General features: G+C 70.9%; 24 protein-coding genes. 20 read left to right on the forward strand and 4 right to left on the reverse strand.

Going from position 1 to position 24,797, the window contains the following annotated elements; all coding sequences use genetic code 11:
- The first annotated feature begins 84 nt into the window (after positions 1-84).
- Positions 85-654 carry an NUDIX hydrolase family protein gene (locus IFU30_RS06060; protein WP_064294286.1) on the forward strand — a complete coding sequence of 190 codons (570 nt, stop codon included), beginning with the start codon at positions 85-87 and terminating at the stop codon, positions 652-654.
- Between the two features lie 47 nt (positions 655-701).
- Here the strand turns inward: IFU30_RS06060 and IFU30_RS06065 are convergent, their stop codons facing one another.
- A complete protein-coding gene (locus IFU30_RS06065; RefSeq protein WP_079705213.1) occupies positions 702-1,196 on the reverse strand; it encodes a GNAT family N-acetyltransferase in 495 nt (164 codons plus the stop codon).
- Positions 1,197-1,305: 109 nt separating this feature from the next.
- Complete coding sequence (locus IFU30_RS06070) at positions 1,306-2,895, reverse strand: DEAD/DEAH box helicase (RefSeq protein WP_079705214.1); 1,590 nt, start codon at positions 2,893-2,895, stop codon at positions 1,306-1,308.
- Positions 2,896-3,412: 517 nt separating this feature from the next.
- On the opposite strand from IFU30_RS06070, the gene IFU30_RS06075 reads away from it, so the two are divergent.
- The 15 genes from IFU30_RS06075 (at position 3,413) to IFU30_RS06145 (ending at position 21,155) form a co-directional block, all read left to right on the forward strand.
- Complete coding sequence (locus tag IFU30_RS06075; RefSeq protein WP_342450809.1) at positions 3,413-5,392, forward strand: glycoside hydrolase family 127 protein; 1,980 nt, start codon at positions 3,413-3,415, stop codon at positions 5,390-5,392.
- Positions 5,393-5,470: 78 nt separating this feature from the next.
- The gene (locus IFU30_RS06080; protein ID WP_124768779.1) at positions 5,471-7,165 is read left to right on the forward strand and encodes an ABC transporter substrate-binding protein; all 1,695 of its coding nucleotides are present in this window, start codon (positions 5,471-5,473) and stop codon (positions 7,163-7,165) included.
- 45 nt (positions 7,166-7,210) lie between these two features.
- The gene (locus IFU30_RS06085; RefSeq protein WP_064294392.1) at positions 7,211-8,146 is read left to right on the forward strand and encodes an ABC transporter permease; all 936 of its coding nucleotides are present in this window, start codon (positions 7,211-7,213) and stop codon (positions 8,144-8,146) included.
- Entirely contained in the window at positions 8,143-9,138 is a 996-nt protein-coding gene (locus IFU30_RS06090) for an ABC transporter permease (protein ID WP_079705218.1), read from the forward strand. The genes IFU30_RS06085 and IFU30_RS06090 overlap by 4 nt, the downstream gene beginning before the upstream one ends.
- Positions 9,135-10,016, forward strand: a complete 882-nt coding sequence (locus IFU30_RS06095; protein WP_079705219.1) for an ABC transporter ATP-binding protein — start codon at positions 9,135-9,137, stop codon at positions 10,014-10,016. The genes IFU30_RS06090 and IFU30_RS06095 overlap by 4 nt, the downstream gene beginning before the upstream one ends.
- Positions 10,013-10,891 carry an ABC transporter ATP-binding protein gene (locus IFU30_RS06100; RefSeq protein ID WP_079705220.1) on the forward strand — a complete coding sequence of 293 codons (879 nt, stop codon included), beginning with the start codon at positions 10,013-10,015 and terminating at the stop codon, positions 10,889-10,891. The genes IFU30_RS06095 and IFU30_RS06100 overlap by 4 nt, the downstream gene beginning before the upstream one ends.
- Positions 10,888-12,201: an alpha/beta fold hydrolase gene (locus IFU30_RS06105; protein WP_192004633.1), complete on the forward strand. Its 1,314-nt coding sequence runs from the start codon at positions 10,888-10,890 to the stop codon at positions 12,199-12,201. The genes IFU30_RS06100 and IFU30_RS06105 overlap by 4 nt, the downstream gene beginning before the upstream one ends.
- Positions 12,198-13,688 (forward strand): aminopeptidase P family protein, encoded by a 1,491-nt coding sequence (locus tag IFU30_RS06110; RefSeq protein ID WP_342450810.1) that lies wholly within the window; start codon positions 12,198-12,200, stop codon positions 13,686-13,688. The genes IFU30_RS06105 and IFU30_RS06110 overlap by 4 nt, the downstream gene beginning before the upstream one ends.
- A gap of 41 nt (positions 13,689-13,729) precedes the next feature.
- Positions 13,730-14,407: a GntR family transcriptional regulator gene (locus IFU30_RS06115; protein ID WP_064294279.1), complete on the forward strand. Its 678-nt coding sequence runs from the start codon at positions 13,730-13,732 to the stop codon at positions 14,405-14,407.
- A gap of 118 nt (positions 14,408-14,525) precedes the next feature.
- Positions 14,526-15,722, forward strand: coding sequence for an NAD(P)/FAD-dependent oxidoreductase (locus IFU30_RS06120; protein ID WP_192004634.1), 1,197 nt, complete (start codon positions 14,526-14,528; stop codon positions 15,720-15,722).
- A complete protein-coding gene (locus IFU30_RS06125; protein ID WP_079705223.1) occupies positions 15,722-16,072 on the forward strand; it encodes a (2Fe-2S)-binding protein in 351 nt (116 codons plus the stop codon). The genes IFU30_RS06120 and IFU30_RS06125 overlap by 1 nt, the downstream gene beginning before the upstream one ends.
- Entirely contained in the window at positions 16,069-17,586 is a 1,518-nt protein-coding gene (locus IFU30_RS06130) for an FAD-dependent oxidoreductase (RefSeq protein ID WP_192004635.1), read from the forward strand. The genes IFU30_RS06125 and IFU30_RS06130 overlap by 4 nt, the downstream gene beginning before the upstream one ends.
- A 41-nt stretch (positions 17,587-17,627) precedes the next feature.
- Positions 17,628-18,542 (forward strand): dihydrodipicolinate synthase family protein, encoded by a 915-nt coding sequence (locus IFU30_RS06135; RefSeq protein ID WP_064294275.1) that lies wholly within the window; start codon positions 17,628-17,630, stop codon positions 18,540-18,542.
- Positions 18,543-18,597: 55 nt separating this feature from the next.
- Positions 18,598-19,599 carry a proline racemase family protein gene (locus tag IFU30_RS06140; RefSeq protein WP_192004636.1) on the forward strand — a complete coding sequence of 334 codons (1,002 nt, stop codon included), beginning with the start codon at positions 18,598-18,600 and terminating at the stop codon, positions 19,597-19,599.
- Positions 19,600-19,625: 26 nt separating this feature from the next.
- A complete protein-coding gene (locus IFU30_RS06145) occupies positions 19,626-21,155 on the forward strand; it encodes an aldehyde dehydrogenase (NADP(+)) (RefSeq protein WP_192004637.1) in 1,530 nt (509 codons plus the stop codon).
- 34 nt (positions 21,156-21,189) lie between these two features.
- Here the strand turns inward: IFU30_RS06145 and IFU30_RS06150 are convergent, their stop codons facing one another.
- Positions 21,190-21,717: a hypothetical protein gene (locus IFU30_RS06150; protein WP_249404641.1), complete on the reverse strand. Its 528-nt coding sequence runs from the start codon at positions 21,715-21,717 to the stop codon at positions 21,190-21,192.
- A 73-nt stretch (positions 21,718-21,790) separates the two neighbouring features.
- On the opposite strand from IFU30_RS06150, the gene IFU30_RS06155 reads away from it, so the two are divergent.
- From IFU30_RS06155 to IFU30_RS06170, 4 genes are all read left to right on the forward strand, one after another.
- The gene (locus IFU30_RS06155) at positions 21,791-22,264 is read left to right on the forward strand and encodes an EVE domain-containing protein (protein WP_192004639.1); all 474 of its coding nucleotides are present in this window, start codon (positions 21,791-21,793) and stop codon (positions 22,262-22,264) included.
- A 194-nt stretch (positions 22,265-22,458) separates the two neighbouring features.
- The gene (locus IFU30_RS06160) at positions 22,459-23,109 is read left to right on the forward strand and encodes a 2-phosphosulfolactate phosphatase (RefSeq protein WP_342450811.1); all 651 of its coding nucleotides are present in this window, start codon (positions 22,459-22,461) and stop codon (positions 23,107-23,109) included.
- 9 nt (positions 23,110-23,118) lie between these two features.
- On the forward strand, positions 23,119-23,421 hold the full coding sequence (locus tag IFU30_RS06165; RefSeq protein ID WP_124768789.1) for a DUF427 domain-containing protein: 303 nt from the start codon (positions 23,119-23,121) through the stop codon (positions 23,419-23,421).
- Positions 23,421-23,924 carry a DinB family protein gene (locus IFU30_RS06170; protein ID WP_192004641.1) on the forward strand — a complete coding sequence of 168 codons (504 nt, stop codon included), beginning with the start codon at positions 23,421-23,423 and terminating at the stop codon, positions 23,922-23,924. Before IFU30_RS06165 ends, IFU30_RS06170 begins: the two co-directional genes overlap by 1 nt.
- Before the next feature lie 27 nt (positions 23,925-23,951).
- Here the strand turns inward: IFU30_RS06170 and IFU30_RS06175 are convergent, their stop codons facing one another.
- Entirely contained in the window at positions 23,952-24,773 is an 822-nt protein-coding gene (locus IFU30_RS06175; RefSeq protein ID WP_192004642.1) for a TspO/MBR family protein, read from the reverse strand.
- Positions 24,774-24,797: the final 24 nt, after the last annotated feature.

Raw genomic sequence — 24,797 nt, forward strand, 5'->3', positions numbered from 1 at the left:
ATCCCGCCGCGCGTCTGGCGCGGTGTCCGGTCGAACCGCCGCCCGCCTGGATCGCCGCTCGGCTCCATACGGTATGAAGGAGCTATGAGCGTTCGCACCCCTGATCCCAACCCGGAACCCGATCTCCCCGGCAATTCCAATCCGGGCTGGCTGTCGGACGTCGAACTCGAGGAGATCCGCCGCCGGCTCCCGTTGCTGTACGTCGAGGCCGTGCCGGTCCGCGTCGACGGCTTCGGTGTCGTCACCGAGGTGGGCGTCCTGCTCCGGGCCACGGCGCTCGGCGAGATGACGCGCACGCTCGTCTCCGGTCGCGTCATGTACGGCGAGACGATCCGCGACGCGCTCTTCCGCCACCTGGAGAAGGACCTCGGTCCGATGGCGTTCCCGCTGCTCCCTGCGTCGCCCGTGCCGTTCCAGGTGGCCGAGTACTTCCCGTTGCCGGGCTTGTCGCCGTACTCCGACGACCGGCAGCACGCCGTCGCACTGGCGTACGTCGTCCCCGTGACCGGCACCTGCGAACCCCGCCAGGACGCGCTCGAACTCACGTGGATGACACCTGAGGCGGCGTCCTCCGACGCGATCGCCGCCGAGATGGAGGGCGGCCGCGGCACGCTCCTCCGCGCGGCCCTCGCCTCCGTCGGACGGCTGCGCTAGCCCTTCGACAAGCTCAGGGACCGGGTACGGGCTCAGGGACCGATGCGTCAGCGGGTGTAGCGGACCTCGTCGATCATCTCGCCGAGGAACGGCTCGGTCTTGGCTCCACCGTCGAGGACGAACCCGTTGCGCTGGTAGAAGCGGTGCGCACGCGGATTGTCCGCGGCGACCCACAGGAATGACGGCTGACCGTCGGGGATGGCGGCGTCGAACAGCTGCTGACCGATGCCGGTCCCGTGGAACGCGTCCAACAGGTAGATGAAGTACAGCTCGCGCTCACGGGGTGCGTCCTCGTCGCGGGCTGGGCCCGAACCCGAGAAGCCGACGATCTCGCCGTCGACAAGCGCTGCGAAGTGCGTGTACTCGGGACCCTGCGCGGCCCAGTGGGTCCACAGCTCGGCCATGCGGCGTGGTGACAGCTTCGCGAGGGTGGCCGAGCTGATGAGGTGGTCGTAGGTCTCGTGCCAGCACGTGGCGTGCACACGCCCCAGCGACTCGGCGTCGACGTCTCGGATGGGGCGGACGACTGCGGTGGCGTTCATGGTGGAACCGTATCCCGAGCGCCCCCGTCTCGCGAAATCGAGTGGGTCCGCGAACGGCGAAGCGCCGCCCACCCTGCGGTGGACGGCGCTTCGTTCGAGCGGTTCGCTGCTAGTTGCCGCTGGACGCGCGACGGTTGGTCCGGGGGCGCGAGGACTCGGCGGGAGCGCCCGAGTTCGCGGCGTAGCCGGTGCTGTAGTGCGTGCGGCTGCCACCGGTGGCGGCACCGGCGCCTGCACGCGCGCCGCCCGAGCGACCGGCGCCGGAGCGCTGTCCGCCCTGACCACCGTTACCGCCGGCGGGACGACCGCCACGACGACCGCCGCCGCCCTGGCCGCCCTCGCGAGGAGCGCTGTCGCGGCTCGCGCCGGCGCGAGCACCGTCGCGGTCGCGGTGACCGTTGCCGAGGCCGTTGCCGTCGCGGGCTGCACGCTTACGCTGCGCGTTCGCACCCTGCGAGCGACCACCACCGCCACCACCCTGCTGCTGCACGGCCGCACGCGGCGCGGGCTTCACGTAGGCGGCGACGTCGCCGATGAGCTCGAGGACCGCCGGGGAGGTCGCGGTGACCGCCTGCGGGGTGACGTTGATCTCGGCCTTGCGGAGGAGCTTCTTGAGGTCCTCCATCTGGCCGGGGATCGCGAGGGTGACGACGTCACCGGCGCTGCCCGCACGAGCCGTGCGGCCCGAGCGGTGCAGGTACGCCTTGTGCTCGGTCGGCGGGTCGACGTGGATGACGAGTTCGACGTCGTCGACGTGCACACCGCGGGCGGCGACGTCGGTGGCGACGAGGACCTTGGCGGTCCCGGCGCTGAAGGCCGCGAGGTTGCGGTCGCGGGCCACCTGCGAGAGGTTGCCGTGCAGGTCGACCGCGGGGATGCCGGAGTCGGTGAGCTGCTTCGCGAGCTTCTTGGCGTGGTGCTTCGTGCGCATGAAGAGGATGCGTCGGCCACTACCCGAGGCGAGGGCCTGGATGAGGTCCTTCTTCGACTCGACCGAGGGGGTCGTGAAGACGTGGTGCGTCATCGCGGCGACGGGCGAGTTCGCCTCGTCGACGGAGTGGAGCACCTCGTTCTGCAGGAACTTGCGGACGAGCTTGTCCACGCCGTTGTCGAGCGTCGCGGAGAACAGCAGACGCTGCCCGCCGCGAGGCGTCTTGTCGAGGATGCGCGTGACGACCGGCAGGAAGCCGAGGTCGGCCATGTGGTCGGCCTCGTCGAGGACGGTGATCTCCACGGCGTCGAGGTTCACGAAGCCCTGCTTCATGAGGTCCTCGAGGCGGCCGGGGCAGGCGATGACGATGTCGACGCCGGCGCGGAGCGCCTCTTCCTGACGCTTCTGCGAGACGCCGCCGAAGATCGTGGTGGTCTTCAGCGAGTAGGCGTCGGCCAGCGGCTGCATGACCGCGGCGATCTGGGTGGCGAGCTCGCGCGTCGGTGCGAGGACGAGTCCGAGCGGGCGACCCGGGCGGCGCTTGCCACCGGCGAGGGCGCCGCCGAGACGGGCGACCATCGGGATGCTGAAGGCCAGGGTCTTGCCGGAGCCGGTCTTGCCGCGGCCGAGGACGTCGCGTCCGCCGAGGGTGTCGGGGAGCGTGTCGATCTGGATGGGGAACGCGCTCGTCTTGCCGTCCTTCGCGAGGGAGGCGACGAGCGGTGCCGGGACGCCGAGGGCGTCGAAGGTGATGGTTGCTTCGGTCATGGGTGTGTGTCTCTTTCAGGCACGGCCACGAGCTTCGATGACGGCTGCCGGCGCACTCGTGTGCGGTAGCGGGCACTGCCGGGATGACCACGCACGTGATGACTCACGTGGATGGTACGGCGTGCTTCCGTCGGCGTCGTCGCTGGTGGGAGGTGGCGAAGGCGCAGGTCGCGCATCCGTTCGCCGTATGAAGTGTCATCGACCCTGGCATGCACCGCTGGGTGCCGTGCAGGGGAGAGAGGGAGCGTTCTACGACGCAAGCGAGTACCGCACCGGATGGCGCGATCGCACGCAAGTTCCTCCAGCGTAGCGCATCCGGCGAGGAGTCTGCTGGGAGAGGCGCGTTACGGCTGTGTTTCCATCTCCTGGAATCGGTCGTCGGCGCTTGACAGTCCGCTGGAGCAGGTGAGTAATGTGTCACCCACCACAAACCCGGATCCGTGTACTGTGTCACACGGTACAGAAAGGCCTGTCGCCCAAGAGCTTCGACGAAGACGCCCGAGCAGCGAGCACCGCGGTGCACGCGGGAGGCCGTTACGCCGCCGTCGCACCGATCGCGGGAGTCCGCATCCCGCTGGGCGCCCGACAGGTCGCGCTGGGAGATGGCGAGCTCGGTGCGTGGCAGCGTCGGAACCGCGACGCCACCGTCCCGCGCTCGATCGAGCAGCTCCGCCTCGCCGGCAACCTCGACAACCTCGCCCGGATCTCCGACCCGGGGGACGGCACGTCACGCTTCCGCGGGCGCTACCCGTTCCTCGACACCGACGTCTTCAAGACCCTCGAAGGCCTCGCCTACCTGCTCGCCGAGGACGAGGTCGTCGGGGCGGCACCCGGCGACGTCCGCGACTTCTACGAGGAGGCCGTCGGCGTCATCGAAGCCGCGCAGCGCGAGGACGGGTACCTCAACTCCTACTTCCAGGCTCCGGAGATCGAGAAGGAACCCTGGGAGGACCTCGCCTGGGGCCATGAGCTGTACAACCTCGGGCACCTCATCCAGGCGGCGATCGCCGCGAAGCGTCGTCTCGGCGACGACCGTCTGCTGATCGTCGCCCGGGCGTTCGCCGACCTCGCCGTCGAACGGTTCGGACCGGACGGCGACCCGCAGGTGTGCGGGCACCCCGAGGTCGAGATGGCCCTGGTCGAGCTGTTCCGTGAGACCGGCGTGCCGTCCTACCTCGAGCTCGCGACCGCGTTCGTCGACCGACGTGGTCACGGCACGGTCGAGCTCCGGGTCTTCCCCGCCGAGTACTTCCAGGACTCGGCCCCACTGCGCGAGCTCGACTCCGTGACCGGACACGCCGTCCGCATGGCGTACCTGGCCGCCGGAGCGACCGACGTCGCCCTCGAACGCGGCGACCAGGAGCTGCTCGCGTCGCTGCAGCGGCTCTGGGACGACATGGTGGAGACGAAGCTCTACCTCACGGGCGGCCTCGGGAGTCGACACTCCGACGAGGCGATCGGCGACCGCTACGAGCTGCCGTCCGAACGCTCCTACAGCGAGACGTGCGCGGCGATCGCCGTGATGCAGTGGGGCTGGCGCCTGTACCTCGCGACCGGGTCGGCCGCCGTCCTCGACACCGTCGAGACCGTCCTCTACAACGCGTACGCCGCAGGCCTCTCCGCGGACGGCATGGCCTTCTTCTACGACAACCCGCTGCAGCGTCGTCCCGACCACCTCCAGCGGTCGGGGGCGGAGGCGGACGGCGAACTCCTCCGGCGGAGCTGGTTCGGCTGCCCGTGCTGCCCGCCGAACATCGTGCGCTGGACCGCGGAGCTGCAGGATCACCTCGCGACGTCGACCCCCGCCGGTGTCGAAGTCGCCCACCTCACCGCGGCGTCGATCGCGACCGAGCGGCTCTCCTTCATCGTCGACACCGCGTATCCGTGGGACGGAGCGGTCACCGTGACGGTGGACACCGCCGCCGACGACGAGGTCGAGCTCGCGATCCGCATCCCCGCGTGGGTCGTGGGCGGCTCCATCCGCATGGGCGGATCGAGCGCGCCGCTCGAACCCGTCGACGGATGGGTCCGTGTCCGGCGCTGGTGGCGTGCGGGCGACACCGTGGAGCTCGACCTCCCGATGCCCGTCCGGGCGCACGGCGCGCACCCCTCCGTGGACGCCCTCCGCGGCTCGATCGCCTTCGCCCGCGGACCGATCGTCTCCTGCGCCGAGCAGCAGGACACGACGGCGGACCTCGACCTCCTGCGGTTCTCCGGAGCCGACGCGGATCGCGCGGTCGTCGAGCACCGTCGGATCCTGGACCGGGAGGGGATCGACGCCGTCGCGCTCCTCGTCCCGGCGACCGTCGACGCCCCCGCTCCGGCCGTGCTCTACCCGATCCTGTCCGGGGCGCCCGACACCGAGCCCGCCACGGCACCGCTCGCCGCGGTCGCGACGACGGCCTCGGTGACACAGACCACCGCGACCCTCATCCCCTACGCCCTCTGGGGCAACCGCGAACCGGGTGCCATGCGCGTCTGGTTCCGCTCCCACTGACCTCCTCCCGTCCCCCGACCCCGCTCCACCCTCTCCACCCGCGGGCGACCCGCCCGATCGACACGAAAGCAGAGCGTCATGAAGCAACGATTCTCCATCCCCGCCCTCGCGGCGGCGGCCGTCCTCCTCCTCGCGGGGTGTACCTCCGCGGGTTCCGGCTCAGGAGGTGACGGACCGTCCAGCACCCCGGTGAAGGGCGGCACCGTCGACGTCCTCCTGAACGCGGACTTCTCGCATCTCGACCCGGTCCAGGGCTTCGACGGCGGCGTGAACAACTTCTACCGCCTCATCTACCGCACGTTGACGACGCAGTCCACGGGCGAGGGCGCCAAGGGCACCGAGATGGTCCCCGACCTCGCGACCGACCTCGGCACGGTGAGCGACGACGGCCTCCAGTGGACGTTCACGCTCAAGGACGACCTCAAGTTCGAGGACGGCACGCCGATCACGAGCAAGGACGTGAAGTTCGGCGTCGAGCGCTCCTTCGACCCGGCCATCGCCGTCGGATCGCCCTACGCCCGCCTCACGATCGCCGGCACGGACTCGTACGAGGGCCCGTACATCACGGGTGACCTGCCGTCCATCCAGACGCCGGACGACCAGACCATCGTCTTCACGCTCAAGGAGCCGTTCGCCGACTTCGCGAGCGTCGTCGGGCAGAACAGCTTCACGCCCTTCCCCGCCGACACCGAGCGGGTGACGACGACGAGCCTCGACAAGATGCCGATCGCCTCCGGCCCCTACAAGGTCGACAGCTACGAGCGCGGCTCGCAGCTGAAGCTCGTCCGCAACGACTCGTGGGACCCGAAGACGGACGACGTCCGCAAGGCCTACCCGGACGGCTTCGACTTCACCTTCGGTCTCGACGCCTCGACCATCGATGAGCGCATGATCGCCGGCCAGGGTGACGACGCGAACGCGATCGCCGGGTCCGTCCAGGCGGCCTCCATCTCCCGGATCCAGACGCCGGCCCTCAAGGCACGCACCATCGCCGGCCTCCAGGGCTGCACCACGTACATGGGTCTGAACACGACCAAGCCGAACATGGACAACCCGCTGGTCCGCCAGGCCATCGCCTACGCCATCGACCGCGAGTCGGTGAAGGACGCCTCGGGCGGATCGCAGCTCGCGGACATCGCGACCACCATGCTGCCGCCCACCGTCGCCGGCCACACCGAGTTCGACCTTTACCCGAGCAAGGACAACGCAGGCGACCCGGAGAAGGCCAAGGAACTCCTCACCGAGGCGGGCCTCCCCGACGGCTTCTCGTTCACGCTCGACATCCGCAGCCAGCCCAAGATGCAGGCGCAGGCCGAGGCGGTGCAGCAGGCGCTCGCGAAGGCCGGCATCACGGTGAACTTCAACCTCATCGACACCTCGACCTACTACGAGGTCATCGGCACGACGTCGCAGCAGAACGACGCCGCCATCACCGGCTGGTGCCCGGACTGGGCCTCCGGCTCGACCTTCCTGCCGCCGCTCTTCGACGGCTCGCAGATCTTCCCGAAGGGCAACTCGAACATCGCGCAGCTGAACGACCCCGCCGTCAACGAGCGCATCGCCGAGATCCGCGCGATGACCGACACCGACGAGGCCAACGCCGCCTGGGGTGCGCTCGACGAGCAGATCCAGAAGCTCGTGCCGACGGTGCCGCTGCTGTTCGAGAAGACGGTCATGGTGGTCGGAGCAAACGTCGCCGGTGCGTACTCGCACGCCGGGTACTCCGGTGGCATCGACTACGTGTCCGTCGGCCTGTCCTCGGCCGGCAAGTAGTCGGAAAGCCGGTAACCGCAGATGTCGTCGTCCGTTCCCAGTGAGCTGACCACCGTCGCCGAGGAGGTGGGTGCGCCGGTCGGTGCGCCCACCCCCGCGCGGCGGGTGATCGCCACCCTCCGCTCCAGCCCGCCGGTGCTGCTCAGCGTCGCGTTCATCGTGCTCGTCGTGCTGCTCGCGATCCTCGCCCCGCTGATCACCGCGATCAGCGGCTGGGGTCCGTACACCTTCGACAAGTCGGCGGTGGACTCCGACCTCGGCGGCGTGCCGATCGGCAACCTCGGCGGGATCTCCGCCGAGCACTGGTTCGGGGTCGAACCCGGGAACGGACGCGACATCTTCGCGCGCATCGCCTTCGGTGCGCAGGTGTCGCTGTCGATCGCCGTCTCGGCGACGATCGTCACGACCGTGCTCGGCGTCGTGCTCGGCATGCTCGCCGGCTTCTACGGCGGGTGGGTCGACCAGGTCGTCTCCCGCGTCATGGACTTCCTCATGGCGTTCCCGTCGCTCATCTTCATGATCGCGCTCCTGTCGGCTCTGCCCGCCGGCAACCGACCGGTCCTGCTCGTCGTGGTGCTGAGCCTCTTCGGCTGGCCGTACACCGCCCGGGTGGTGCGCGGTCAGGCGATGTCGCTGCGGACGAGCGAGTTCGTCGAATCGGCGCGTGCTTCGGGCGCCGGGGGCATCCGCATCGTCTTCCGCGAGATCCTGCCGAACCTCCGCGGCACCATCATCGTCCTGGCCACCCTCGCCGTTCCCGGTTACATCGGCACGGAGGCGGGCCTCTCCTTCCTCGGTGTCGGCGTCACCCCGCCCACGCCGAGCTGGGGCCAGATGATCGCGACCGCGGTCGGCTGGTACGCGGTCGACCCGATGTACTTCCTGATCCCCGGCACCTTCCTGTTCCTCACGGTGCTGTCCTTCACCGTGCTCGGCGACCGCCTGCGCAAGGCCCTCGACTCCGGAGACGCCGCCTCATGACCCTGTACCTCCTGCGCCGGATCGCGTCGGCGATCGGCATCCTGCTGCTCATCAGCCTCTTCACCTACGTCATCTTCTTCCTGCTGTCGCCCGACCCGGCGGTGCAGATCTGCGGCAAGACCTGCACCCCCGACCGCATCGACCAGATCCGGGCGCAGCTCGGGCTCGACCAGCCGTTCTGGCAGCAGTACCTCGAGTTCATCCGGGGGATCGTCATGGGCCGGAGCTACGGGGAGGGCGCCTCGGCGGTCTCCTGCGCGGCGCCGTGCCTCGGCTTCAGCTTCCAGACCAACGAGTCCGTCATGGACATGATCACCGCGCGCTTCCCCGTGACCGCGACGGTCGCGATCGGTGCGGCGGTCCTCTGGCTGCTCGTCGGCGTCAGCGGTGGCCTGCTCAGCGCCGTCAAGCAGGGGACCGGCTGGGACCGTGGGGCGATGATGGTCGCCCTCGCCGGTATCAGCCTGCCGAACTACTTCCTCGCGCTCCTCCTGCAGTACGTCCTCGTGGTGCAACTGCAGATCCTGCCGTTCCCGCAGGCCGTACCCTTCGCCGAAGACCCGGTCCGCTGGTTCCAGAACTACCTCATGCCGTGGATCGTGCTCGCCCTCGGCTACGCGTCGATGTACGCGAGGCTCGTCCGGGCGAACGTCATCGACACCCTCGGTGAGAACTTCATGCGGACCGCCCGGGCAAAGGGCCTGCCCGCGCCGCTCATCCTGCGCCGCCATGCGCTGCGGCCCGCGCTCACCCCCGTCGTCACGCTCTTCGGCATGGACTTCGCGGGCCTCCTCGGGGGCGCCCTCATCACCGAGACGGTGTTCGGACTGAACGGCGTCGGCAAGCTCGCCGCCGACTCGATCGCGAAGAACGACCAGCCCGTCATCATGGGCGTCACCCTGCTGGCCGCGTTCTTCGTGGTCATCGGCAACGTCGTGGTCGACGTCGTGTACACGTTCCTCGACCCGAGAGTGAGAGTGAAGAGCGCATGAGCCCCACCGTCACCAGGACCATCTCCCTGCCCGTCCCCGGGGCGGCGCTGCTCGAGGTCGACGACCTCACGGTCACCTTCCCGACCACCTCCGGCGACATCGACGTGGTGCGGAAGGCGTCGTTCGCGGTCCAGCACGGCCAGACCCTCGGCATCGTGGGCGAGTCCGGCTCCGGCAAGTCCATGACCTCGCTCGCGATCATGGGACTGCTCCCGAACGGCGGGCGCACGACCGGCAGCGTCCGGCTGAGCGGACACGAGCTCGTCGGTCGCAGCGACCGCGAGATGCGTCGCGTGCGCGGCGATCGGATCGCGATGGTCTTCCAGGACCCGCTCTCCTCGCTCAACCCGTACTACACCGTCGGACTGCAGATCGAGGAGGCGTACCGCGCCCATCGCGGCGGCTCCCGGAAGGCCGCCAGGGCCGTCACGATCGAGGCCCTCGAACGGGTCCGCATCGCGGACGCCTCCCGGCGGGTCGACCACTACCCGCACCAGTTCTCTGGCGGCATGCGGCAGCGCATCATGATCGCCATGGCGCTCTGTCTGGAACCCGACCTGCTCATCGCGGACGAACCGACGACGGCGCTCGACGTCACCGTCCAGGCGCAGATCCTCGACCTCCTCTCCGAACTGCAACGGGAGACCGGTGCCGGCATGATCTTCATCACCCACGACCTCGCCGTCGTCAGTCAGGTCGCCGACGACGTGCTCGTCATGCGCGGCGGCGACCCCGTCGAGATGGGCACGGCCGAACAGATCTTCTCCCGACCACAGGCGGCGTACACCCGGGCGCTCCTCGACGCCCTCCCGCGGATCGACGACCCGTTCACCGAGCGGCCGACGGCACCCGCCACGACCGGAGAGGGACAGGCATGAACGACGCGCCAGTGCTCCTGCAGGCCACCGGGCTGACGAAGGACTTCACCACGAAGGGTGACGGGGCGTTCCGCGCACGCACCACCCAGTTCCGCGCCGTCGACGACGTCGGGTTCGCCGTCCGCGCCGGCGAGACGCTCGGCATCGTCGGGGAGTCGGGCAGCGGCAAGTCGACGACCGCGCGGATGATCGCGAAGCTCATCGAACCGACCGCCGGCACGATCACCTTCGACGGCGAGGACGTCACCACTGCGCGTGGGCCGGCGCTCGCCGCGTTCCGGGCGAAGGTGCAGGTCGTCTTCCAGGACCCGTTCTCCTCCCTCAACCCGAGGCACACCGTCGAGCGGATCGTGTCGGCACCGCTCGACTACCAGGGCATCACCCCGAAGCAGGGCAAGCGTGCCCTCGTGCGCGACCTGCTCGACCGCGTCGGCCTGAACCCCGACCACCTCCAGCGCTACCCGCGGCAGTTCTCCGGCGGCCAGGCCCAGCGCATCGGGATCGCCCGGGCGCTCGCCGTCTCCCCGAAGCTCGTGATCTGCGACGAGGCGGTGTCGGCGCTCGACGTGTCGGTGCAGGCACGCATCATCGACCTGCTGCGCGACCTGCAGGCCGAGCGCGGTCTGAGCTACCTGTTCATCGCGCACGACCTCGCCGTCGTGCGGCAGATCGCGCACGACGTCGCCGTCATGCACCGGGGCAAGGTGGTCGAGCAGGGTGACCGCGAGGCGATCTTCGACCACCCGCAGGACGAGTACACGAAGACCCTGCTCGCCGCCGTGCCCACGATCGACCCGAGCTGGGAGGCCGCGCGTGCCACCATGCTCGAACAGGAGCGGCCGCACGGACCGGCCGCCGGAAGGACACAGGCATGACCCACCGCACCACCACCTCCCTGCTGCCGGGGATCCACGTGACCGACCACACGGTCGACGTCCCGCTCGACTGGCGACGGCCCGACGACGGCCGCACGATCAGCGTGTTCGCCCGCGAACTCGTCGACCCCCTGCGTCGCGACGAGCAGCTCCCGATCCTCGTGTTCCTCCAGGGCGGACCGGGCGGCAAAGGCCCGCGTCCGGTGTCCAGGGACGGCTGGATCGCCGAGGCCCTCCGCACCTTCCGGCTCGTGCTGCTCGACCAGCGCGGCACCGGCCGGAGCACCAGGATCGACGGCCGGTCCATCGCGGCCGTCGGTGACGCTGCTGCACAGGCCGAGTACCTGGAACGCTTCCGGGCAGACTCGATCGTCGACGATGCCGAGTACCTGCGCCGCACCGTCTTCGGTGGCCGTCGCTGGTCGACGCTCGGTCAGAGCTACGGCGGGTTCCTCACCCTCACCTACCTCTCGCGAGCCCCGGAGGGACTGGCCGCCTGCTACGTCACCGGCGGTCTGGCGGGCATCCACCCGTCGGCGGCGGAGGTCTACCGACGCACCTATCCGCGCACCGAGCGCAAGAACCTGGCCTTCGCCGAACGGTACCCCCAGGACGTCGACACCGTCGCGCGGATCGCCGACCGACTCGCCGCCGAGGAGGTGCTCCTGCCGGACGGCGATCGACTCACCGTGCGGCGCTTCCAGAACCTCGGGATCGACTTCGGGATGAAGCCCGGCTACGAGCGCCTCCACTGGCTGCTCGACGAGGCGTTCGACAGCGGCGACCGCTTGAGCGACACCTTCCTGGCGCAGGTCTGGGGGAGGACGTCCTACGTCGACAACCCCCTCTTCATCGCCTTGCAGGAGAGCATCTACGGTGCCGCCGGCTCGGGGGCGACCGCGTGGGCGGCGCAGGCCGAGCGCGACGCACGGCCGGCGTTCGCCGAGACGGCCAGGCCGCTGCTGTTCACGGGGGAGATGGTCTACCCCTGGATGTTCGAGGAGATCCGCTCGCTCCGACCCTTCCAGGGCGCGGTGGAGCGACTGGCGGCCAAGACCGACTGGGACCCGCTGTACGACCCCGCGGTCCTGGAGGCGAGCACGGTGCCGCTCGCCGCGGCCGTGTACTTCGACGACATGTACGTGGACGCGCAGCTGCAGTTGGAGACGGTCGACGTGGTCGGCGGGGCGACCGCCTGGGTCACGAACGAGTACGAGCACGACGGGATCCAGGACGCCGCCGTGGTGCGCCGCCTGTTCTCGATGGTGGACGAGCGCGGCGGCCGTCGCGCGGATGAGGAGCAGGCATGACCGACACACAGCAGCAGGCACCCGAGCAGACGGCGGGCCTCGCGCCGGCCACCACGGAGGCACCCGCCACGTCCATGCCGCGCCCGGCGAACCCGGACCCGAAGCTGCCCCGCCTGGCCGAGGTGCCGGCGTTCCGCGAGTTCCTCGGCACCGGCTGGGGCACCCCCGACCGCACGCCGCCGGTCGAGCCCGGGATCGCCGCGGCCGCGGCCGAGCACCGTCGTCGGCTGAGCGAGGCCTTCGTCGGGCGGACGCTCGTCGTCGCCGCCGGTCGCGCGCCCGTCCGTGCCAACGACTCGAACTACGACTTCCGCCCCGACAGCGACTTCTTCTGGCTCACCGGCTGCTCCGCCGAGGACGCGGTCCTCGTGCTGCGTCCGAGCGGCGCCGGTCACGACGCGACGTTGTACATCCCGGCACCGGCACACCCGGGCGAGACCGGCTTCTTCGCCGACGCCAACCACGGTGAGCTCTGGGTCGGCTCCGCGCCGGGGCCGGCCGACTGGTCGGCGGTCCTCGACCTCCGCGTCGAGGTGCTCGCCGCGCTGCCCGACGCGCTCCGAGGCGTCGACCGACCGCTCCTCGCGGGGACCTTGACCTCGCGGCATCGCGCGCTCGAGCCGCTGACGGTCGCGCCGGAACTCGGCCGCGTGCTCTCGGAACTGCGCATGATCAAGGACGAGTGGGAGATCGCGGAGCTGCGGCGAGCGGTCGACGCGACCGTCGGCGGGTTCTCCGCCGTGATCCGGGAGCTGCCGACGGCCGTCGCCGGCGGGGGTGAGCGCTGGCTGCAGGGGACCTTCGACCGGCACGCCCGCACCACGGGGAACGGCCCCGGCTACTCGACCATCGTCGGCAGCGGCGCGCACGCACCCACGCTCCACTGGGTGCGCTGCGACGGCCCGGTCCGCCCCGAGGACGCGATCCTGCTCGACATGGGCGTGGAGACGCGTGCGTTCTACACGGCGGACGTCACCCGCACCTTCCCCGTCTCGGGCACCTTCAGCCCGGAGCAGCGGCGCGTCCACGACCTCGTCGAGGCGTCCCACCGCGCCGGGATGGCCGCCGTACGCCCGGGCCGCGACTTCACCGACTTCCACCACGCGGCCATGGAGGTCATCGCGCAGGGGCTCCACGACTGGGACCTCCTGCCGGTGTCCGTAGACGAGGCTCTGAGCCCGGTCGGGCAACAGCACCGGCGGTACCTCGTGTGTGGCATCGGTCACCACCTCGGCCTCGACGTCCACGATTGCGCGAAGTCCTCCTACGAGGCCTACCAGGGTGGCTCGATGGCCCCCGGCATGGTGCTCACGGTCGAGCCGGGGCTGTACTTCCACGCCTTCGACGAGACGGTTCCACCGGAACTGCGCGGCATCGGCGTCCGGCTCGAGGACGACCTGCTCGTGACGGCCGACGGCACCGAGGTGCTGTCGGATGCGCTGCCCATCGACGCGTCGGGCATCGAAGCGTGGATGCGCGCCCAGTAACCTGAGCGGACCGTGGTGGGAGATGAAGGATGGGAGTCGCGATGAGCATGTCGGCGATCCGACCGGCCGAGGAACGGCTGAGCCTGCGGGCGCAGGTGGAGCGGGCGGTGTCCGCGGCGATCATCTCGGGCGAGCTCGCGCCGGGGACGATGATCTCGGTACCGACGCTGGCGGTGCAGTTCAACGTCTCGGCGACGCCCGTCCGCGAAGCGATGCTGGACCTCGAGAAGCGCGATTTCGTGGAGGCGGTCCGGAACAAGGGGTTCCGCGTCACGGTCGTCAGCGAGGCCTCGCTCCGCAACACGGCGCAGATCCGCCAGCTCCTCGAGCCGCCCGCGATGGCGGACCTGGCGGAGGTCTTCGACCACGGGTCGCTGCCCGAGCTCCGGCAGCAGGCTGACGACATCGTGGCCGGTGCCCGCGACGGCGACCTGACCCGGTACCTCGAAGCCGACCAGGCGTTCCACCTCGCGCTCACCGCGAAACTCGGCAACCCGCTGCTCGTCGAGCTCGTCGCGGACCTCCGCGGACGTACCCGGCTCGTCGGACTGGCCGCCATGCTCGATTCGCAGCAGCTCGACCGCTCGGCCGTGGAGCACCACGAACTCCTCGACGCCCTCGAGCGGGGTGACGGGGTCGCCGCTCGCGAGCTCATGCACCGACACATCGGGCACACCACCGGCTGGTGGGCCGGCAAGCCCGAATCCGACGCCGAGTAGCCCCTGGCGTGCGTGCGCGGACCTCGACCAGGATCCGCGATCATGCACGCTTGCCTGTTCAGTGAATGTGTGACACATTACTGAAAGCCCTTCCCCGCATCGACCGAGAGGACCGCACGTGACCCGCATCGTCATCGTCGGCGCCGGCATCGTCGGTGCGGCCTGCGCGCGGATCCTCGCCCGACGCGGTGCCGAGGTCGTCGTGCTCGACCGTTCGGCGGCCGCCGGCGGCACGAGCGGCTCGGGGGAGGGGAACCTCCTCGTCTCCGACAAGGGGCCCGGCCCCGAACTCGACCTCGCGCGGTATGCCTCACGCCTCTGGCCCGTCGTCACCGCCGAACTCAGCGCCGAACTGGGACCGACCTTCCCGAGCATCGAGTTCGAGCGCAAGGGCGGCATCGTGGTCGCCACCACCGAGGCCGGCGCGCAGCCGCTGCTCGACTTCGCCGCCGCCCAGCGCGCGGCCGGTGTCGACGCCAGACCCCTCACCGAGGACGAGCTGCTCGCGGCGGAGCCGTCGATCACCCGCTCGTCCACGGCGGCCGTCCATTATCCCGAGGACGCACAGGTCCAGCCCGTCATCGCCACGGAGGCCCTGCTCGCCTCGGCCCGGCGTGCGGGCGCTGTCGTGCGCACCGGCGTCACCGTGACGGGCGGCGTCCGGAGCGCGACCGGTCGCCTCACGGGTGTCCAGACCTCCGTGGGCGATGTCTCGGGCGACGCGGTCCTCGTCTGCGCCGGACCGTGGTCGGCCGAGCTCGGCGACCTGCTCGGCGCACCCGTCCCGGTCCGTCCCCGTCGCGGCATGGTGCTCGTCACCACCCGCATGCCGCACCGCGTGCACCACAAGGTCTACGACGGCGACTACTTCGGTGCCACGCAGTCGAGCGACGCCTCGCTCCAGACCTCGAGCGTCGTCGAGTCCACCGCCGCGGGCACGGTCCTCATCGGCTCGAGCCGACAGCAGATCGGATTCGACGCGCGTCTCGACGTCGACGTGCTCCGCGAGGTCGCGGCGAAGTCCCTGCGCCTCTTCCCGTTCCTCCGCGACGCCTCGGTCATGCGCAGCTACGGCGGCTTCCGGCCGTACATGCCCGACCACCTCCCGGTCATCGGCCCCGACCACCGTGTCGACGGCCTGTGGCACGCGACGGGCCACGAGGGCGCTGGCATCGGACTGGCCCTCGCGACCGCTGAACTCATCTCCGCCCGCCTGCTCGGTGGATCCACCGACCTCGACGACGCCCCGTTCCAACTCGACCGCCCGGGGCTCGCCCCGCACCTGCGCGTCGACCGGCCGGCGGAGGTGGCCTGATGGTCTCGAGACGACTGCCCGCGACGAACGACCGGATCCTGCCTGGCACGGAGGACGCGCTGCGCATCGACCTCGACGGGACGCCCGTCGACGGACTCCGTGGACAGACGATCGCCGGGGTCCTGCTGGGCTCCGGCGTCCTCGCCTGGCGCCGCACCAGTGGGTCAGGGAAGCCACGCGGCGTCTTCTGCGGTATCGGGGTCTGCTTCGACTGCATCGTCACGGTGAACGGCCAGCGGGACGTCCGTGCCTGCCAGCGTCGCGCCGCGGACGGCGACCGCATCGAGACACAGCACGACGCCCTCCCGGAACCCACGACGGAGAACGACCCGTTCGGGGACCGGACATGAGCGCCCGGCAGCGCGAGGTCGTCGTCGTCGGCGCAGGGCCAGCCGGCCTCCAGGCCGCGCTCGCCGCCCGGGCGCTCGGCGCCGCCGTCACGCTGCTCGACGCCTCGGACGAGCTCGGCGGTCAGTACTGGCGGCACCTGCCGGCCAGCCGGCCGTCGGAAGCCGAGGCCTCGCTGCATCACGGGTTCGAGCGCTTCGTCGCCATGCGCGCGGCGCTCGACGCCGACGACGGCTGCACGGTGATCACCGAGGCGCAGGTGTGGGCGATCGACGTCGACCGCGCCGCCGCCGACCACGGCTCCGACGACACCTCCGGGGCGACCGGCCTGCGCCTGCACGTCCTCGTCGGACCGCCGGACGGCGCCGACCGCACGCCGCTCACCCTCCGGCCGGACGCGCTCGTCCTCGCGACCGGCGCGCACGACCGGACGCTGCCGTTCCCCGGCTGGGACCTCCCCGGCGTCTTCTCGGCCGGTGCCGCCCAGGCCCTCGCGAAGGGCGAGCGGGTCACCGTCGGTCAGCGGGTGGTCGTGGCCGGTGCCGGACCGTTCCTGTTGCCGGTGGCCGCGTCCCTGACCGCGACCGGATCACGCGTGCTCGGGGTCTACGAGGCCACGACCGTCGGCGGCCTCGCGAGGGGCTGGCTCCCCAAGCCCTGGCAGCTGCTCGGCGTGACCGGGAAGGCCGGTGAACTGCTCGGTTACGTCGGTGGCCACCTCCGCCACCGGATCCCGTACCGCGTCGGTCACGCGGTGGTCGCCGCGCACGGCGCGGACCGGGTCGAGCGCGTGACCATCGCCGCCGTCGACGCTGACTGGTCGCCGATCCCCGGCACCGAGCGCACGGTCGAAGCGGACGCCGTGTGCGTCAGTCACGGGTTCACCCCGCGGCTCGAACTGCCCGTCGCGGTCGGCTGCGCGCTCACCGAAGCCCGGTTCGTCCAGGTCGACGCCGAGCAGCGCACGAGCGTCCCGACCGTCTTCGCGGCGGGGGAGATCACCGGGATCGGGGGCGTCGACGCCGCGCTCGCCGAGGGCGCGATCGCGGGACACGCTGCGGCCGGCGGCCTCCCCGGTGCCTCCGGGATCCGTGCCGCCGTGAGCCGACGCGACACGTTCCTCGCCTTCGCCGACCGGCTCGAACGTGCCCACGGCATCCGCGCCGGCTGGAGCGACTGGCTCGACGACGACACCAACATCTGCCGCTGCGAGGAGGTCGACTACGGCTCATTGCGCACGACGGCGACCGCCACCTGCGCGACCGGCCTGCGCTCCCTCAAACTCAGCACGCGAGCCGGGCTCGGGATCTGCCAGGGCCGCATGTGCGGGCGCACCGTCGAGGAGCTCCTCCACCGCGTCGCCTCCGAATCCGGCGGCAGCGGCCTCATCGACGGCGTCTCGAGCGACCGCCGGCCCATCGCCTCCCCGCTGCGCATCGGCGAACTCGCCGCGCAGGCACCGGGACACCCTCCCCACGAACCGCCGTCGACCCCGACGGCCGAACACCCAGGATGACCGACCGGTCTCCGCACCACTCCCTCGGAAAGGAACCACCCATGGCCAAGCAGTTCGACCTCGGCGGCGTCATCGTCGCGACCACCCTCGCGTTCAAGGAGGATGCCTCGGCGCCCGCAGGCCTCGCCGTCGACTACGACCGCTTCGCCGAGCACTGCAACTGGCTCATCGAGAACGGTTGCCGCGGCGTCGGCCCGAACGGCTCGCTCGGTGAGTACTCGTCGCTGACGGACGCCGAGCGTCGCAAGGTCATCCAGGTCGCGGTCGACACGGTCGGCGACCGCGGCCTCGTCGTCGCCGGGGTACACGGGGTCGGCTGGCACCAGGCCCAGCAGTGGGCCGAGTACGCGAAGGAGGACGGCGCGGACGGCGTCCTGCTCCTGCCGCCCACCATCTACCGGGCGAACGACGACGAGGTCATCGAGCACTACAGCCGCGTGGACGAGGTCGGCCTGCCGATCATGGCCTACAACAACCCCATCGACACCAAGGTCGACCTCACGCCCGACCTGCTCGTCGAGCTCGCCAAGCTCGAGCACGTCGTCGCCGTGAAGGAGTTCTCGGCCGACATCCGTCGGGTGCTCGAGATCCAGGACAAGACCGACCTCGACGTCATCGCGGGGGCGGACGACCTCCTCTTCGAGTCCCTCGTCGCCGGCGCGGTCGGCTGGTTCGCCGGCTACCCGAACGCCTTCCCGCGCGAGGCCGTCGAGCTGTACACGCTCGTCACCTCCGGTCGCGTCGACGAGGCCCGCACCCTCTACCGCGAGCTCGTGCCCGTCTTCGGGTGGGACTCGAAGACGGAGTTCGTCCAGGCCATCAAGCTGTCGATCGACATCGCCGGCGAGAGCTACGGTGGTCCGACGCGTCCGCCGCGCGGTCCGCTGAACGCGCTCCAGACGGAGCAGGTCACGACGCAGACGCGTCGCGCGCTCGACTACCTCGCGGCACGCTGAGCCCGACGGCCGACGCGACACCCCGACCACGACCACCAGTCCTGAGAGGCACACCATGAAGTCCTCCCGCATGATCAGTGCGGTCGACTCGCACACCGAGGGCATGCCGACCCGCGTCGTCACGGGCGGGGTCGGCGTGATCCCCGGCGCGACCATGAACGAGAAGCGCCTGCACTTCATGGAGCACCTCGACGACCTGCGGCTCTTCCTCATGAACGAGCCTCGCGGTCACGCGGCGATGAGCGGGGCGATCCTGCAGCCGTCCACGCGCGCGGACTGCGACTGGGGCGTCGTGTACATCGAGGTGTCCGGCTGCCTGCCGATGTGCGGGCACGGCACCATCGGGGTCGCGACGGTCCTCGTGGAGACCGGCATGGTGGAGGTGGTCGAGCCGGTCACGACGATCCGGCTCGACACCCCCGCCGGACTGGTGATCGCGCGGGTCGACGTCAGTGACGGGCACGCCGACCGCGTGACCATCGAGAACGTCCCGAGCTACGTCGACCGCCTCGACGCCACGATCGAGGTGCCCGGCCTCGGCACCGTGCCCTACAGTCTCGCGTTCGGCGGCAACTTCTACGCGATGGTCGACCTCGACGACGTCGGCCTGCCCTTCGACCGCGACCGTCAGCAGGACATCCTCGACGCGGGCCTGCGGATCATGGCGACGATCAACGAGCAGGCGCCGCCCGTGCACCCCGAGATCGCCGGGCTCGACCACTGCCACCACGTCGAGTTCATCGCGCCGGGATCCGACGCCGTGCTGTCCCGGCATGCGATGGCCATCTTCCCGGGGTGGTTCGACCGGTCGCCATGTGGCACCGGCACCTCGGCGCGCATGGCCGAGCTCTGGGCCCGCGGTGAGCTGCCGCTCGACCAGGACTTCGTCAACGAGTCCTTCATCGGCAGCCGGTTCACCGGCCGGCTGATCGCCGAGACGACGGTGGCGGGCCGGCCGGCTGTCATCCCGACCATCTCCGGTCGGGCCTGGGTCACCGGCATCGGCTCCTACCTCCTCGACCCCGCCGATCCGTTCCCGACCGGCTTCCAGTTCTGAACCGCACCACGATCCCGGAGGATCACATGTCGACCACCCCAGCCCCCGACGCCACCATCGCTGAGACCACCCCCGAGCAGCTCGAGGAGGTCCTCCGGGGAGCCGCCGCCGCGGCACCTGCGTGGGCCGCGACGCCGGCGGACGCCCGTGCGCGTGCGCTCGTCGCCGTCGCCGACGCCCTGCAGGCCCACGCGGACGAGCTCGTCCCGGTCGGCATGGTCGAGACGGGGCTCGCCGAGGCGCGGCTCCGAGGCGAGCTCCGTCGCACCGCCGTGCAACTGCGGCTCTTCGCGGAGACGATCGTCGACGGCTCCTACCTCGACGTCCGGATCGACGAGGCCGACCCGGACTTCGCACTCGGCGTGCGCCCGGAACTCCGCCGCGTCCTCGTGCCGCTCGGCCCGGTCGTGAACTTCGCAGCGAGCAACTTCCCGTTCGCCTTCTCCGTCGCCGGTGGCGACGCCGCGTCGATCCTCGCGGCCGGATGCCCGGTGATCCTCAAGGTGCACGACGGGCACCCGCGGCTCTCGCTCGAGACGGCGGCCGTCGTCGAGGCCGCGCTGCGGGCGTCCGGGGCTCCTGACGGCGTCTTCCAGACGATCATCGGCCAGGAGGCCGGCGTCGTCGCCCTGCAGGACGAGCGTGTCCGGGCCGGTTCCTTCACGGGCTCCCTCCGGGCCGGCCGGATCCTCGCGGACCTCGCGGCGGCGCGCCCCGTCCCGATCCCGTTCTTCGGCGAGCTCGGCAGCGTCAACCCCGTGTTCGTGACGCAGACCGCCCTCGACGAGTCCGCTACGGCCATCGCGACGGGATTCGTCACGAGTGTCGCGGGCTCGGCGGGTCAGCTGTGCACGAAGCCCGGCTTCGTCTACCTGCCGGACGGCGCGGGGCTCGACGAGTCGATCCGTGAGGCCGCTGCCGCGGTTCCCGAGCACCGACTCCTGAACGACCGCATCACGGCCGGGTACGAGGCGAGGCGCGACACCATCCTCGGCACCGACGGCGTGCGGGTCATCGCCGAGGGTTCGCTGCGGGTCGACGAGGACGGCGACGGCTGGGCGACCCCCACGATCGTCGCGGTCTCACTCGACGCGCTGCGGGCCGGTCGGGACGCCCTGCTCGACGAGGCCTTCGGTCCGTTGTCGATCCTCGTCGAGGTCCCGGCCGGTACGGCGTTCGCGCCGCTTGTGCCGGAGTTCTGCGAGGGCAACCTGACGGCCACCCTGCACGCCGGTGCCGACGAGACGAGCGACGACCTCGTGGAACTCGTCCAGCAGCTCTCGGCGCACGCCGGCCGGGTGCTGTTCGGCGGTTGGCCCACCGGCGTCGCCGTCACGCCCGCCATGCAGCACGGCGGACCGTGGCCGGCGACGACGAACGACTCGAGCACCTCGGTGGGGACGGCTGCGATCACCCGTTTCCTGCGGCCGGTCGCGTTCCAGAACATGCCGGACCGGTTCCTGCCGGAGGTGCTGCGATCGTCGGCCACCGGTGTCCCACGCACGGTCTCGCCCGCGGGCGAGTCGACGCACTGGGGCGAGGCGGCTCAGCGCTGACGGACGGCTGGTCGGGCCTCCGGACGGCGAGGCGTCAGATGGCGCCCTGGACCGTCGCGCCGACCTCGTCGTCCTCCTCGTCGCCGGGGAGCGGCGGGTCGTACGCCCAGCTCGGCGCGAGCGCCTTGATGCGGGCACCGCGCCACTGCCACGTCGCCCACAGCGGGTACCAGTAGAGCGGGGCGATCGCGCCGGTGATCACGAGTCGGTCGCGGTACAGGGTCTTCGTCGGGTCGTGCTTGTCGCGGGCGACCGCCATCTGGTGGTCCCACCCGGCGAGCTTGCTGAGCGGCCCGCTGACCGGGTCGCCCTGGTCGTGGAGGATGCGGGTGCCGTCGCGACGTTCGATGAACTCGAGGTCGATGATCTGGTCGCCGACCGGGATCGCGCCGGCGGCCTTCACTCGGACGCGGTGCGCTCCCGGCTCCCAGATGGTGGGGAACCCGTCGGCGTCGAGCGCCTCGAGTCCCATGACGGGGCTGTAGAGCTCCCGCAGGACGGCCGGGGAGCGGAGTGCCCGCCAGGCGACGTCGACATCACAGTCCAGGACGAGTTTCAGCATCACGCGCATGCCTCAGTGTCGCATGTGCGGCTCGGCGGCTGCAGGGGGTGCGCCGGTAGGGAAGACTGTGCCTATGGCGATCCGGTACTGGCTGGGCGTGATCCAGCGGGACCACGTCGTCCTCGGCGTCCGTCACGGCTTCGTGCAGATCAACCACGGGCAGCGCGGCGGTCTCGACCAGATGCGCGAGTCCGACGGCTTCGTGTACTACTCGCCGCGGGTCAGCACCCCGGACGGCGAGCCGCTCAAGGCGTTCACCGCGATCGGGCGGGTCTCCGACGACACCGTCTACCAAGCGGCCGTGCCGCGACCGGACGGTGCCGATTGGCGGCCCTGGCGGCGGAGTGTCGACTGGTACGCGGACGCGGTCGAGGCGCCCATCCGTCCGATGCTCGCGATGCTCGACTTCACGAGCTTCACCCGGAACTGGGGTGTCCAGCTCCGCCGGGGGTTCCTCGAGCTCAGTCGTCACGACTTCGAGCTCATCCGCAACGAGATGCGCCCGCCCCACCCCGACGACCGTCGTTTCCCCACCGCCTCCCGCTGAACCCCTGCCCGAGCGCCAGCGCGGTGCGCTGACGTCACCGCGGGTCTGGCGCGTGAGCGCGCCCCTCCGGAGGCCCGCGCTCACGTCCGATGACCCGCGCTCGCGTCAGCGCACCGCGCTGGCGACCACCCCCACGGAGGTCTTCGGACGCAACAGTCGTGGGGTGGGTGGGTGCGCCTGGATACGATGAACGGGTGAGTACCGCAGCCACCACACCGCCGCCCGTCCACCCGCCGTTCGCCCAGACCAAGTACCAGGTCAGGTTCGACTGGGGCGTCGCAGGAGCCGGGCGGGTCGAGGCGGCGGACGTCGCGGTCGTCGTGGACGTGCTCCACGCGACGACCTCCGTCGAGCAGCGCGTGAGCGACGGCCGGGTGGTCGCGATCGCCGACCTGGACGAGCGCGGCGAGACGGCGCAGATCGCGAACCTCCTGGCCGATACGGGCGCGACGGTCGTCGCCGCGTGCCTCCGTAACCGATCGGCGGTCGCGGACTGGATCATCGCGAAGCAGGCCGAACTCGGCCGGCGCACGAGCATCGTCGTCATCGCGGTCGGCGAACTCGACGACACGGCCGAGACCCGGTTCACCGTGGAGGACCTCTTCGGTGCCGGCGCCGTGATCGAGGCGCTGGGGCTCCGCGGCATCGACTTCACCTCGCCCGAGGCGGCCGCCGCAGCAGCCGCCTACGAGGGCCTGCGCAACGGCGTCGGACACCTGCTGTCCGCGTCGGCGACCGCTCAACAGCTCGCTCAGGCGGGCGCGGCGCACCACGTGCAGGCCGCGCGTGAGGTCGACGTGTCAAGCGTCGTCCCAGTCCTGGACGGAGCCGTGTTCCGGGCGTAGTCTCGGCGCATGCGCGCACTCCTCGGAACCACCGTCCTCGCCGAAGCCCCTGAATCGGAACTCATCAAGATCGAGGGCAACTGGTACTTCCCGCCGTCGAGCCTCAACCGCGAGCGCTTCGTCGAGACCGACACCCAGTACCACTGCCCGTGGAAGGGCGACGCCCAGTACTGGGGCATCACCGACGGCGGCGAGGTCAAGCCCGATGTGGCCTGGTCGTACCCGACCCCGTACCCGACCGCGTTCGACCGCGTCGGCAAGGACTTCTCCGGCTACGTCGCCTTCGGGAACGAGGTCGAGGTCGTCGACTGATGGCCGACTGGGGCGACCGCCCGCAGCCGCCTGAGCGCGGTGAGGAGCGCGAGACGATCGAGGCTTTCCTCGATCTGCAGCGCGCCAGCATCGTCTGGAAGGCACGCGGACTCACCGACGACCTCGCGGCCAAGCGACTGTTGCCGAGCATCACGACCGTCTCGGGCGTAATGCGACACCTCGCCGATGTCGAGCGCAGCTGGTTCCGCGAGGACATGGACGGGCAGTCGGATGTCCCGGCACGGTGGACCGACGACGACCCCGACGGCGAATGGCGCGTCACGGCCGACGACAGCCTGGCCGAGATCATCGCCGACTACGTTGCGGCCTGTGCGGAGTCCCGCGAGGTGGCGTCGCGGTATCAGCTCGACGATGTCTGCCTCGGCAACGACCAGCGGTTCACGCTGCGGTGGATCGAGCTCCACATGATCGAGGAGACGGCCCGGCACCTCGGGCACATCGACGTCCTCCGCGAACAGCTCGACGGCCGCACCGGCGAGTAGCGCCGAGGCCGTCGAGCGTGCGGAGCGTCAGGCGCGCACGATCGCTGCGCGGTCGCGTCCCCGCGAGACGCGGACGGCCACGGTGACGATGGCCACCACGACCGCGACGATCAGCGCCGTGACCCCGGCTTCGGTCGACAGCAGTTCGCCGGTGAAGCGGCCCACGGCCACCCACGCGAGCCCCCAGCAGAGCGACAGCGTGGGGGCGATCCGTCCACGGCCGACGACCGCGAGCAGGATCCCGACCGCGCCGGCGACCGCGAGGACGATGATCGCCCAGACACCGGCGGCCGGACCGTCCGCGCTCCCGATCCCGGATCCGACGAGCGCAGCGGTGATGTTCGCCGCCGTCGCGACGCACACCCACCCGAGGTAGAGGCCCATCGTGCCGTCCGTGATGATCGCGTCGACCATGCTGGACGGCTTGGTCCGGAGCACGATCACGAAGATGCGGGCCAGGACACCGAGGAGGGCGATGATCACGAACACGCTCAGGATCAGGAAGCCCGCCTGCACCACGAGGATCCACGCCGCGTTCAGCAGCAGGCTCGCCACGACCCAGTAGCCGAGACGACGGTGGCGCTCACGGGTCGTCTGCGAGGGCAGGAACTGCCAGACCGCGTAGGCGACGAGCCCGAGGTAGATGACGCTCCAGATGGAGAACGCGGGCCCGTCCGGTGCGATCGGCGTCGACGAGGCGCTCAACGCGCCGTTCGCCGCGTTCTGGACCTGCGTGCCCCCGGCGGCTCCCGACCCGATGTAGGAGCCGATGATCGCGAGGACCGCGCTGACGGCGACGGCGATCTGCCGGACGCGGTCCGCGGTGGTGGGTGAATCGGTGCCGGTCATGACGCGTGCCTCCAGAATTGTGCA

The sequence above is a fragment of the Plantibacter sp. CFBP 8798 genome, assembly GCF_014841195.1.
In the GTDB taxonomy this organism is placed as follows: domain Bacteria; phylum Actinomycetota; class Actinomycetes; order Actinomycetales; family Microbacteriaceae; genus Plantibacter; species Plantibacter auratus.